Raw genomic sequence first — 12,108 nt, 5'->3', positions numbered from 1 at the left:
GGGATTTTGGTGCACACCGATCTGTTCCCGGATTAAGTAAGTCACCGTCCAGCGGAGGTTATGGAGTCGGCCTTTGCGGGCGGTCCCTCCTGAAGCAAAGACTCCACGTAGCGAGCATAGGCGCCGCTGAAAGCGGCGCCTTTTAGTCAAAACATGCTACAAACTCGTCAGGTTTACATTGCACTCGTCACAAAAAAGCTGGTCAAAAGGTAGTCAAAAGCTATCCAAAAGATGGTCAGAAGTTGGTCAAAATTAGAGTGATTTGGGAAGTTCTCTGGGTTTTTTGTCATTGCGAGGTTGCTCGGAGCAACCGAAGCTCCGCAGGGCGACGCTCGCGGAGCAATCTATTGCCTTCGGATTGGGTTGCGAGAAGGAAATGCTCCTTTGATTGAGATTGCTTCGACTTCTGGGCGAAGTCTCGCAATGACACCTCCTCCTTTATCCTACCAGACGGTGGCACTTCCTTCCCTATCAAGGGGGAGGCAATTATATGCTCCTTTTTACCTGGCGGTAAAAAGATCGCAGTATAGAACTGTCCTCGGGGTCCCCGCGGCGTTACGTAGTAACGGCGTGGGGTAATAGTTACCCCTGCCTTTGTGGACAGTGTGCCCCTTGGGGTACCAATTTTACTGCACCCCATAGGGTAGGGGGATAAAGGGGGAGGGTGAAAAGAAACACCCCCACCCTAACCCTCCCCCATCAAGGGGGAGGAAATAAAAGAGCCAGCTAAATGCTGGCTTCGATGTTAATATCTACTCTCATGGTAGCGCTTCGTCCCAGAGGGAGAGGGTGGAATTTAATGCCGCCAAATATACTTTCCCCCTCCCTTTGTGGAGGGGGATAAAGGGGGAGGGGAAAGGTTAATAGGCGGGCCGACTTGAAAGTCGGCCCCTACCGAACTTGACATTCACAAGAGGTCTTTTACAATTAAATAAAGGAGGAATAAAGATGGGCGTTGAAGAACTCAAGATAGACCCCAAAAGGTATTATGAGGTCAAAATACCACGGGAGGTTTTTGTTGTCCTCCCTACAAAGGAAATCGTTACTAGGAAAGTAGAAGGTTGCAATATACGTGATGATGGGGTTTGCCCCGTGTGCGGAGGGGCAGGGAAAGTTATAGATCCAGGTCTCGATGAATTGTGGCCAGGAATGATTAAGAAGGTTAGACCTGCCCAATCTGTATCGTGTCCCCTCTGTGGAGGTTCAGGGTCTTTTGATTATTCCACAGCTTCTGAAATTACACAAATTGAGGTGGAAGACGAAAATTAGTGACGTGGGTTCGTAGGGGCCGACCTTAAGGTCGGCCCGGTTATGCTTGACGTAGAAAAAAAATGTTTATAATAAATATTAAATCTATCAAGGAGGTTCTATGAATCAAATCGTCCCTGAAGAAGAATCTTCGCTCAACCTGGAAGATCAAAATATTATGGTTCAGTCGGCTGTAACGCCGAGCTTTCTGGATGATTTCGTGATGGCACTTAAGAAAGACTCCTCTCAAAAGATCGGAGATTTTTACCACCAATGGTTAAGAGAAAGAATCCATGACGAATCCTACGAGTTATTCAATCAAGGTGTGGTGTTGTCTTGTTGCTATGGAACCCTTGTTTACCCTTACAACAAGATTAAGTCGAATCTACCCAATCTCTCAATTGATGAACTAACAAGAAGGAACTGGGGCAAGTGGAGAATAGACCTCCATCCACCAAAACATGTAGAGGACTTAAAGACGCTCGTATGGCATCTCAGAAACTCCTTGAGTCACAGCCTCGTATCCACCCAATCCGACACCGGGTTGATCATAAAATTCGTATTCGAGGATAGGCCTGACGAGAATTCTGATGTCAACTTCAGATTCATCATCGGAGTGAATGATCTAAGGCAGTTTATTTTCAAATTTGGAATGGGATGTTTAACTGGGGAATGGGATTAAGATTCTTCCCTTAAAAGAACACGAGCCACACTGCAAACGTCAGGAGGACGACGGCGAGGACTGAGGGAAAGAGCCACTTGTATACAGAACCCCAGCTTGCCCGAAAATACTCGCGGGAGAACTCGTAGAAGTCGACCTCAGCGTGTCCCATTCGGGCATCAGGCCAGCCCCGATTAATCTAAATAATGCAGAACATGTAGGAGCACGGCATATCCTATGAGCGCATGGATCGCTCAAGGGGCACGGCATGCCGTGCCCCTACTCTCTTTGGAGTAACAACCGAGTTGTTGTAGCATGATTCGGTCGTTGCACTCCATAGTTACTCCCCTCCACCAGGGAGGGGTAACTACAAAGCGGTTTAGAGAATCCGTCATGTCATTGCGAGCGGCTGAAGGCCGCGAAGCAATCTCAAAATACCACCCACCAAGTACGAGATTGCTTCGTCGCTTCGCTCCTCGCAATGACAAAATGTAATTTGTGATTCGCCTATCCTAAAAGAAAAGCAACCACACACCTAGGGCAACCCCTGCCAAAACCACGACCGAGGGCGCCAGCCACATGTAGACAGAAACCCAGCTTGCTTTGAAATACTCGCGGGAGAAGGCAAGGCACAGGTGCGCCGGGGAAAGAAGGCAGCCCAGGAATCCGGACACGTAGGCAAGCATTATCAATCCCGGCTGGTCGGCAATAAACGGCCCCAGAAGGGGAAAACTAACCACAACGTAGGCCTGGTTCCACCCCACCAGAAGCCCCACCGAAAAGGGCAAGCCTGTCACCAGAAGAATGAGAAGGGCAGAAGATGAGCTCTCAAGAAGCTTTCCAAAACCGTCAAGGGCGGTGCTTGAAGCAAGCATCTCTCTGAAAAACATCACCGCCACCAGAAGGGTAAGCACTCGCCAGTCGAGGGCCCCCAAGAGCAGCCGCCCTGCATCGCGCACAGGCAGACGGTAGATAACCCAGGCAAAAACCACCACCGCAAACATCAATATGGACAGAGGAAACCGGGAAGTGATCTTGCCGGCAGGGGATGCTTCAGGAACGAAGCGCTGGATCGCAAGCAGGGCTGCGATAAGCAGGACAATTGCCAGCACAGGGAATGTTCCGTAGATTATATCCTTAAAGGCCGATCGGGTCTTGCCTTTAGCACGTTGGGGACGAACCCGGCGGCGCTTGACAAAAGTAAAAAGAACAACCGCTCCAATAGAAATAGCCGCGATGGTCATAAACGACTGGTTTGCAAGAAAGTGACGGTAGCCGATCCCCAGAATAGCCATGCCCAGGATCACCGGCGGATAAAGCGGCCAGAAATACTCCCAGATGTGGCGGAACCAGTAGTTGAGGTAGGTCAGGAGACCGGGGGCGATCGCGTGGGGCCTGGCCTGTTCTTCGACCATGGGTGCGGTCAAGAGCGCCCCGCCGGGCATGGGCAAAAGGCCAACGAACATGGGAGCACTAACGAGACCCACCCGTGAGCCGCGCAGAAGGTACTCCGTCCCTGTGGCGAATCGGCCAAGCGCGCCGGTTTCCCGCATCATCCGACCAAGCAAGGTTATAAGGTAAACCACCACCAGGAGGTTGATGGTGTGAAAACTTATAAGGCTTGAAAGAAAGGTCTTGCCGATCTCCAGCACGGACATGGGAAAAAGTATACCTATAAGAATTGCGCCTGCGGCAATGGCAACAGATATGGGAGCGCGGATTACCATAAGGATAACGACCAGGGCAAAAACAGCGGCAAGCTTAAGGATCACTTCAAGGGAAGGAAGATTTGGCGTTTATTGGATTCGGGATGGCGTCCTTCGATCGGCCTTATGCCCCAGTAGCGTTGGACCAGATCAGGGGTAAGCAGGTCGTCTGGTTTCCCGTCCTCTACGAGCTGGCCCTCTGCAAAGACAAGCATGCGCTGCGAGACAAGTGCTGCTTGGTTAAGATCATGAGCCACGAGCACAACGCTCATACCCTCACTGTGAAGCTCACCGAGCAAAAACAGAACCTGCTGCTGATGTGAAAGATCAAGGTGGTTCAAAGGCTCGTCAAGAAGGATCACCGACGGCTGCTGAACTAACGATCTTGCTATGACCGCCAGTTGGCGTTCGCCTGATGAGATGTTGTTGATCCCTTTATCCGCAAGATGGGAGATTCCCAGGCGATCAATGGCCTGACGGGCAAGAGCGAAGTCGGATGAGTGATAGCGCTCGAGCGGTTTAAGATACGGATGACGCCCCTGCAGTACGGTTTCAAGAACGGTAAAATCCAGAGCAAAGTAACTCTCCTGGGGGACGTAAGCGATACGCTGCGCAAGCTCCCTGCGGGGGTAGGAAGAAAGTAGTTGTTCTTCAAATAAGATTCTTCCAGACTGCGGTTCCAGCAACCGCGAAAGAAGTTTTATGAACGTACTCTTGCCCGCGCCGTTGGGTCCTACCACCGAGCAGAACTCCCCGCGTCCGATGGAAACCGTAAGTCTCTCAAACAAGGTCTTCTGGGCGTACGAAAAGCACAGCTCTTTAACCACAAATCCAGATTTCGGGTTAGTGGGTGTGTTACGGGTGGGTGTGTTACGGGGGGTGTTACGGGGGGTCACGCAAGCCTCCGGCGCATGATATAAAGGAATACCGGAACACCAAACAAAGCGGTGACAACGGAAAGGGGGAGATCAACCCCGGTCGCCATAGCAAAACCCCGCAGACATAGATCCGAAGCAAGAAGAAGAACCGCACCTGCAAGAAAACTTCCAGGCAGCACTCGCAAGTGACGGGGACCAAACATAAACCGCACGATGTGCGGCACAACCAGCCCGATGAAGCTTATCGCTCCTGCAAACGCAACAACCACCCCGACGAGTAAAGCTGAGAGAACAAAGACCTCAGTAGTTAAACGCTGGGTATCCACGCCCAGGGATTCGGCAGCCTCGATGTTGGTGGAGAGGATGTCAAGCGACCGCCAGCGGGACAGGAGCCAGCCTGCTGCTGTAAAGGATAGAACAGCCGAGCCTACGAAGACCCAGAGCTTGGTAGGGGTGAATACCACCTTTGTTGAACCCATAAGGAAGTAGATGATCTGAGCAAGCTGCTCACGGGATAGCACCATGAGAACCATCACCAGACTCGAGGCTACAAAGCTCACCGCCACGCCTGCAAGGATCAAGGAAAGCCTCGACATCCTGCCACGCATCCTGGCCAGGGTATAGACCAGGAAAAGTGCGCCAACCGCACCTGCGAACGCGAAAATGGGACGGCCTATAACTGAGGTCCATCCGAGGAGCAGGGATAGCGCCACCCCTACACCTGCACCGCTTGAAGAGCCGATGATGTATGGATCAACCAGAGGGTTCTGCAAAAGCCCTTGAAGGGCTGCACCGACCAGGGCAAGGATGCCTCCGGCAAAGATGGTAAGCAAAAGTCGAGGGACCCGGCTGGCAAGGATCTGTGAATCGAGCGTTAACCCGGCTGGGCCAAAGGCAAGCGCAAGCAAGGAAAGCCCTGCAAGCAAGACAAGAAGAACTACCCAGCCTAACTTAGCGCGCATGTTTGATAAGTGAGTCGGTGACTGCAACCCCGCGAATCAACCTTGGTCCTGGACGCATGAGTTCATCAATCGGGAGGGAATCGAAAACAGCTCCGTTGGATACCGCAGGTATGCCTGACCATCCAATGCGGTGTAAGACATTTGTTCGGCTCGCATTAGGGTAAAGAAGAAGAATAACCTCAGGTGAGCGCACCAACACCTCCTCCGGGTCTATAACCGGATAACCCTGGGAAAGATCGGAGAAGATATTTACAAGACCTATATGCTCAAGCGCATCGGTTAGATAGGAACCGCCGCCCACACTTATCAAAGGCTCCTCGGAAAGCTCAATGTAGGCAGAAAGTTCCTTGCCCCTCTCAATCCCCTCAAGTACTGATCTCAGGCTGTCCACCAGCTCCTTTCCCCTATCTGACACTTTAAGTGTATCGGCAAGTGCCTTAATCTGAGTAAACACACCTGCAAGATTGCGAGGATCGGTGAACACCGCGATCCGAAATCCTGCTGCTTTGAGGTCTTCTGCCAGCTGGGTCTGGGTAGGGGTCGTGAGAAGGATAAGATCAGGCCTTAAGACACGCAACCGCTCAGGATCAGGCGAGAGGAAATCTCCAACCTTCTGCTTTTCCTTAACTTCTGCAGGATAGTCGCAGTAGGTAGTGACCCCTACAAGCCTATCCTCGGCATCAAGAGCATAAACAATCTCCGTAAGACTGGGCACAAGCGAAATCACTCTTTGAGGAGTACCCTTGGTCTTGGTAGGTGTGTTACGGGTGCAGAAACTAATGCCTAAGGCGAGGGCGCAGAGAAGTAGTCTTGCAGTAGTCTTCATAAACATTTCCCCATTGGTTTTTGAGTTTGCGCTCCTCGAATCGAATCTCAAGATACCAGATGGGAAGGCCTATAACTACGGTGGCGAGCATGGCCCAGGGAGAGAAGAAGACAAGTGGTATAGCGAACATGATTAAAAGCATCCCGACGTAGCGTGGATGACGGCTCATCTGCCATGGCCGGCTGGCAAGTATCCTGTTTCTGTCCTTTGTTCGGAGATAGACCAGCAGCGCCCACAGACGGATTGCTATGCCTGCCGCGAAGAGAAGCAATCCGAGAACGTTGAAAAGGGGATAGAGGAAGTGAAGTTGGGTGCCGCCGAACGCGTCCCAGCCTGCAAGCCCTTGCAAGCCGTAGAAGTAGACGGCAAACGAGGCCTTGAGCCATGGATTGAAGCGCGGCACAAGACTGGACTGAAAGAAGAGCGCGGAGAGGTAGAACTCAACACCAAGCCAGCAGAGCCACAACACAAAGTAGATTATGGGTATTGCCGCCTGACCCGGCGCTACGTCTGCAAAAAGGTTCTTGGTAAAGTTAATGAAATAAAGGACTACGAAGATCGTCCAGAGAAGACGTCCCCAGCGAATCCCTGACTTCTGCTTCGCCTTTACAGCAACCGCCTGGGCACTCATTTGTCCTCCACCTCAACATCACTGGCAAACATTTGTTTCGCTATCCGGGCTGATGTTATACCTGTAAGCTTCAAGGATTTGCCCTGGAAGCGATCATCTGCAAGACATAACGATGAGGGCAGTAAAGCCCTTTGGATCTCTCCTTCTGCCGAGAAGTCCCGGCTGCGGGAGGCAATATTGTCGGGAAGGTCCTTTATGGAAACAAGAAAGAATATCTCAGGGGCCATAACCTCGCGCATCTTCCCAAAGGTAATCCGGCCTGCCGGTATCTCCCCGGCTATAAAGCCCTCAGGGATAAGGATGCCGATACCATCCACAGAGAACCTATCCTCGGCAAGGCGCTTAAGCGACTTGTTAGCGAGAATCTCTAATGACTCAATCGAGAGGGATTCTTTGCACGTTCCGAGAACACGAGCATCCAGCGAGTCAGCATGCGCCTGCCAGAGCGCTAAGGGATCATTCCCCGCATTCCCTGACAAATCAAAGGTAAACCGATGCTCCTTGAGCTTGAACTCAACACGACTTATAAACCTGAAATCCATCACCCGGTTCTCACCTTCTCGAGGAACAACATGCACGCGGCCAGACACCTCAGGCAGAGAGTCTGCATCATCGAAGAAGATAAAGAAATCGGTCTGCAAGCCAAGAAAAGATGCGGTGATAGGAAGGATTGAATCCAGAGGAAGCCTATCGATTCCTTCAAAAACGCGCTCTCCAGTATCCCGGCTGGCCGCTGCAGAGAACGCAAGCCGGTAAGGGCTGCGCTGGCGAATCATGTAGCGGGACAGAAGATAGTTATCCTTCTCATCAACCACATCCAAGGCGACAATAAAAAACTCGACCCTGGTGGAGAGATCAGCCAGACGCTCAGGCCCGAGTAACATCCATTCAGCCGGAGGCAGGAAGAGATCGCATCCCAGGGCCCGCAGCAAAGATATCTCACGTTCACCCTCCCACCAGGCAAGATCGTCAAGGGTTGAGAAGCGAGGATCGTCCACGACGAGAAGAGGGTCTTGTTTTGACTCCTTAAGGGTCGCCTGTAGGTCTGTCCAGCCCTGAGCAGACTCTGGAAGATCGGTTAGATAGATAAGCTCAAGCCCGCTACGTCCTGGGCGAATTGATCGTCTGAGGTTAAAGCATCCGGTGAAGACAAGCCCAATAATCAGAAGGGGAAGCGCTTTCTTCATGCGCAATTATAAGAAGAGCCTTACCTTATGTCAACACAACCTATTCTTCGCAGAGCTCTAGAGGAGGCGATATTGGGGAAGGAACTGCAAGCCTCAAGATGACTTCAAGATACCTGCATCCCTCTAACACAAGACAGAGATCAATACTCCGCTCTTCCCGTGTTCTGATTATCGTGGGCGAACTTGGGCCAAGGAGTCAAGGCAAGGCCATCCGAGTGCCCGGCAATGGCGTATAAGAGATCAGCCCCTACATAAAGCGTTCCATTCGTATCGATTGCAGGCGAGAACCCCACCTTGACAGAAATCTGGTACTTCCACTTAAGAGTGCCTTCCGGGCTCAAAGCATAGACGTAAGAATCCCAGGAGCCTACGTAGATGGTTCCGTCTGAAGCTATCGCAGGAGAGGAGTTGATTCTATCACCTGTCTGATAGCGCCACCGCAGACTGCCCGAAGGAGCAAGGGCGTAAAGGCAGCCGTCAAGAGAACCGAAGTAAATCGTCCCATCAGAACCTATCGCAGGCGAAGATTCAATCGCTGCGCTTTGATAGCTCCACTTCAGTTCTCCACCAGATGTTAAGGCGTAAAGATAACCGTCAAGCGAACCCACATAGATCGTGCCGTCGGCACCGATGGCCGGGGAAGAAACTATCTTCCCTTCGGTTTGGTATTTCCATTTCAATGCGCCGTTCGGCGTAATGGCATAAATGAACTTATCCTGGGAGCCAAAGCAGATCGTGCCGTTTGAAGCGATCGCCGCAGAGGATGTGATATAACCGCCGGTCCGATACCCCCATTTCAAATTACCATCAGGACTAAAGGCATAAAGGGAATCACTGAAAGCTCCGACGTAGATCGTCCCATCAGAGCCTATTGCAGGTGAAGAAACAACCCATCCGTCAATCTCGTCAAATTTCCACTTGAGGGTCCCTGCAGCGTTCAACGCATAGAAGTATCCATCGTCGGTAGTGAACTTGTCGTCAGAACCGAAGTATATGCTTCCGTCTGCAGCTATCGCCGGGGTGGACTCCACTTTGCCTTCGGCCTTGTATTGCCACTTAAGGGTGCCGTCAGGGCCAAGTGCATAAAGATAGGAACCGGCTCCGAAGTAGATAGTCCCGTCTGCGCCTATCGCAGGCGAAGAAGATATCTCTTTCTCTGACTCGTAGCGCCATAGCAGGGCATCGACAAGCTCGGCATCCACCGATACCACCTCGCCCGCACCTACAATAACTACCTCCTCCCACAGAGCGTAGCCCTCAAGGACCAGACGAACCTTGTGCTCTCCTGGCTCAACGTCTTCTATAACGCAGTTCGTCTTCTGTCCCGTAAGGGTATCATCCAAGAAAACATCCGCCCCTTCGGGAACAGAGTTCACCTCTATGCTCGTCACCGCCCCGCATCCTGCCAGTCCAAGGATTAAAAGCTGCAGAACACACAGCCACGCTTTCTTCATCGTTATCTCTCTCCTAGTTGAATTCTTTAGATAAAAACTCCCGAATACTACGGATTAACCTGCCAAAGTCAAGCTCAACCATCTCTCAATTCTCAATCAAATAACAGAACATGAATGGTGAGTCGTGTTGACCAGGCAATCAACGTACTCAGGAACTCCCATATTTGTTTAAGAATAGCCCAAAAACACCGGCCATCAATCCTACAAATACCCTAGGTTTATGAGTAAGGTAAAGTGCCGGGAAGCCGATCTGCATGGCGTAAGGCTAACTAAAATCAGCATTCGTGTATCTAACGATACAGATCACACCCTCCTCATGAATCAAGGAAGCAGGCTCAACCTCGCTTAAGGCCTCCTATCTTCTTACCGTCAGGCCACTGAATTACTAATCCAGACAAAACCTGACTTTCAAGCCCCGGCACCAGCTCCCTCAATGGCGCGGGGTGGTACGGGTGGTGTTACGGGCGGTGTTACGGGTTACGGGCCTGTCCTGCCTGTGTTGCGGTTATCGTGACAGAACTTGGGCCAGGGCGATGAAGCCAGGCCAGGGGAGTCGCTTGAGAGGGCGTAGATGTAATGATCGGTAGACCCGCAGTAAATCGTGCCGCCTGCCCCTATCGCCGGGGAGGAGGTTATCACGGGACTCGCGGTTTCGTAGCGCCACTTCAAAGTTCCGTCCGAACGCACCGCATAGATGTAGCTATCCACTGAACCGAAGTATACTGTACCATTTGCACCCACAGCAGGGGAAGACCTTACGAATCCTCCGGTTTCGTACTGCCACTTCAATGTTCCGGCAGGGGTAAACGCGTAGAGGTAGTTATCATCCGAACCAACGTAGATAGTGCCGTCTTCACCTATCGCAGGCGATGAGTTAACCTTGCCACCTGTCTCGTAACTCCATTTCAGAGTGCTATCAGGATTAAGCGCGTAGAAGTATCGATCCTGCGATCCAAAGTAGACGGTGCCGTCTGCATCTATCGCGGGTGAAGAACTAACCTTGCCGCCCGTTTTGTAGCTCCATTTCTCGCTGCCGTCAGCCGGGTTGATTGCGTAGAGGTAGTTATCGTCAGAACCGACGTAAATTGTTCCATCAGTACCTATCGCAGCAGAGGAAGTCACGTCGTTGCCTGTGATGTACTTCCACTTGAATTTGCCTTCAGACGTAAGTGCCCACAGGTTACCATCTCCTGAACCCACGTAGATGGTGCCGTCTGATCCGATCGCCGGTGAAGAAGAAACATAGGCCTCTGTTTTGTAATCCCAGTACTTCACAATATCGGAATGCAAGGCATAAATGTACACATCATCCGAACCAAAGTGGATCTTTCCGTCAGAAGCTACAGCAGGTGAAGACTTTACCGCATCACCAGTTGAAAAATCCTTGAACGGATTGCCTTCAGAGGTAACGGCGTAGAACTTGTTATCAGATGAACCAAAAAGGATCATTCCCCCAGAGCCGATCGCAGGGGAAGATAATATCTCGCCACCGGTCTCATATTGCCAGATAACTTCACCGATCCGCTCAAGGGTTGCGTTTACCTCAGCCGTCTGCTCTGCTACGACCGTAACCTTGGCCTGGTAATCGGCATATCCTTCCTTACGCAGGGAAACGGTGCGCTCACCTGGCGCTATCTTATCCAGCAGGGCGTTGGTAGTCTTCCCGGTGTTTGTTCCATCAAGCCAGATCTCGGCACCGGTGGGAACGGAATTGGCCTGAATGCTGCCGGTGCTAGATAAAGGTGATATAACTACCGTTAGCCCGGGTGAAAACGCAGAGGTCACCCCGTAGGTATCCTTTGCTCTTACCTTAACATGATAGGTTCCCTCGCTCTGGAAAGACTTCTGCTCAGTCACCGTTTCACCTGAGGCCACGTATGGTGTCCAATCTGGGACAGAACCGTCTCCCCAGTCAAACTGGAACGAGATGCTGTCGCCATCAGGATCGGCTGTCCTCGCCCTGAACGTGAGAGCATCTCCTACAAACCCGGCAGACGGCCCCTGTGGGGCATCCGGGGTATCGGGTGGATCGCTGGGCTGCATCACGGTCACAGTTACAATCTCCGATTCCCCTTCGTTATCTGAAGGATCAAGTGCAGTAGCCTTGATTGTGTGGGTGCTCCCCTCTTCAAGCTCCAGGGTGTTCCATTCATACTCCAAGTAAGATGTATCAACCGTATGCACCTCAAAATCATTGATAAGGAGGGTCACACTTGCCACGGAATCGTCATCGGTAGCTTCAACAGTTATACTCACATAACCGGATACCGTCCCGCCGTCCGCAGGAGAAGTGATTGTCACCACAGGAGGCTCCTTATCCCTCCCACATGCCAGTGGCATTAAAAGAAACACCGCTGCAAGCACTCCCAATGCGCCCCACCTGCGCCATTCTTTCTTGAAAACGTTCATCTCGCGCTCCTCTGTTGATTACCGTTTACGCCGCCTGAGACGGCCTTTTCATAATTGCTCCTAAAACTCCTCGTCAAATAGTATATTGGAATCAGCCGAAGTCAAGCCCACGCACGGGTATTGCAAATTTCAAAATTCAAATTGCA

The 12,108-nt window shown here is 51.5% G+C and carries 10 protein-coding genes; 2 read left to right on the top strand and 8 right to left on the bottom strand.

What is annotated here, in order from left to right; all coding sequences use genetic code 11:
- Window positions 1-948: 948 nt before the first annotated feature.
- Both CEE36_11080 and CEE36_11075 read left to right on the top strand, forming a co-directional pair.
- Complete coding sequence (locus CEE36_11080) at window positions 949-1,269, top strand: hypothetical protein (GenBank protein ID TKJ37639.1); 321 nt, start codon at window positions 949-951, stop codon at window positions 1,267-1,269.
- A gap of 100 nt (window positions 1,270-1,369) precedes the next feature.
- Window positions 1,370-1,930 (top strand): hypothetical protein, encoded by a 561-nt coding sequence (locus CEE36_11075; GenBank protein ID TKJ37638.1) that lies wholly within the window; start codon window positions 1,370-1,372, stop codon window positions 1,928-1,930.
- Window positions 1,931-2,421: 491 nt separating this feature from the next.
- Here CEE36_11075 and CEE36_11070 read toward each other — a convergent pair whose 3' ends face one another.
- The 8 genes from CEE36_11070 to CEE36_11035 form a co-directional block, all read right to left on the bottom strand.
- Window positions 2,422-3,681, bottom strand: coding sequence for a hypothetical protein (locus CEE36_11070; protein ID TKJ37637.1), 1,260 nt, complete (start codon window positions 3,679-3,681; stop codon window positions 2,422-2,424).
- Window positions 3,678-4,541 (bottom strand): hypothetical protein, encoded by an 864-nt coding sequence (locus tag CEE36_11065; GenBank protein ID TKJ37636.1) that lies wholly within the window; start codon window positions 4,539-4,541, stop codon window positions 3,678-3,680. Before CEE36_11065 ends, CEE36_11070 begins: the two co-directional genes overlap by 4 nt.
- Window positions 4,508-5,455 (bottom strand): hypothetical protein, encoded by a 948-nt coding sequence (locus tag CEE36_11060; protein TKJ37635.1) that lies wholly within the window; start codon window positions 5,453-5,455, stop codon window positions 4,508-4,510. The genes CEE36_11065 and CEE36_11060 overlap by 34 nt, the downstream gene beginning before the upstream one ends.
- Window positions 5,445-6,287, bottom strand: a complete 843-nt coding sequence (locus CEE36_11055; GenBank protein TKJ37634.1) for a hypothetical protein — start codon at window positions 6,285-6,287, stop codon at window positions 5,445-5,447. Before CEE36_11055 ends, CEE36_11060 begins: the two co-directional genes overlap by 11 nt.
- Window positions 6,232-6,912, bottom strand: coding sequence for a hypothetical protein (locus CEE36_11050; GenBank protein ID TKJ37633.1), 681 nt, complete (start codon window positions 6,910-6,912; stop codon window positions 6,232-6,234). Before CEE36_11050 ends, CEE36_11055 begins: the two co-directional genes overlap by 56 nt.
- Window positions 6,909-8,099, bottom strand: a complete 1,191-nt coding sequence (locus tag CEE36_11045; protein TKJ37632.1) for a hypothetical protein — start codon at window positions 8,097-8,099, stop codon at window positions 6,909-6,911. Before CEE36_11045 ends, CEE36_11050 begins: the two co-directional genes overlap by 4 nt.
- Window positions 8,100-8,239: 140 nt before the next feature.
- Window positions 8,240-9,553: a cell surface protein gene (locus CEE36_11040; protein TKJ37631.1), complete on the bottom strand. Its 1,314-nt coding sequence runs from the start codon at window positions 9,551-9,553 to the stop codon at window positions 8,240-8,242.
- Window positions 9,554-10,030: 477 nt separating this feature from the next.
- Window positions 10,031-11,962, bottom strand: a complete 1,932-nt coding sequence (locus CEE36_11035; protein TKJ37630.1) for a hypothetical protein — start codon at window positions 11,960-11,962, stop codon at window positions 10,031-10,033.
- Window positions 11,963-12,108: the final 146 nt, after the last annotated feature.

Source organism: candidate division TA06 bacterium B3_TA06, from assembly GCA_005223075.1.
Lineage (GTDB): Bacteria > Hydrothermota > Tepidihabitantia > B3-TA06 > B3-TA06 > B3-TA06.
The sequence above is the reverse complement of the archived record's forward strand: the minus strand, read 5'-3'. Positions and strand labels throughout refer to the sequence as shown.

What these genes read in the sequence shown, in the direction of transcription:
- CEE36_11045 (TKJ37632.1), bottom strand. Translation starts at nt 8,099, where the DNA reads ATGAAGAAAGCGCTTCCCCTTCTGATTATTGGGCTTGTCTTCACCGGA.
- CEE36_11050 (TKJ37633.1), bottom strand. Translation starts at nt 6,912, where the DNA reads ATGAGTGCCCAGGCGGTTGCTGTAAAGGCGAAGCAGAAGTCAGGGATT.
- CEE36_11055 (TKJ37634.1), bottom strand. Translation starts at nt 6,287, where the DNA reads ATGTTTATGAAGACTACTGCAAGACTACTTCTCTGCGCCCTCGCCTTA.
- CEE36_11080 (TKJ37639.1), top strand. Translation starts at nt 949, where the DNA reads ATGGGCGTTGAAGAACTCAAGATAGACCCCAAAAGGTATTATGAGGTC.
- CEE36_11035 (TKJ37630.1), bottom strand. Translation starts at nt 11,962, where the DNA reads ATGAACGTTTTCAAGAAAGAATGGCGCAGGTGGGGCGCATTGGGAGTG.
- CEE36_11060 (TKJ37635.1), bottom strand. Translation starts at nt 5,455, where the DNA reads ATGCGCGCTAAGTTAGGCTGGGTAGTTCTTCTTGTCTTGCTTGCAGGG.
- CEE36_11040 (TKJ37631.1), bottom strand. Translation starts at nt 9,553, where the DNA reads ATGAAGAAAGCGTGGCTGTGTGTTCTGCAGCTTTTAATCCTTGGACTG.
- CEE36_11075 (TKJ37638.1), top strand. Translation starts at nt 1,370, where the DNA reads ATGAATCAAATCGTCCCTGAAGAAGAATCTTCGCTCAACCTGGAAGAT.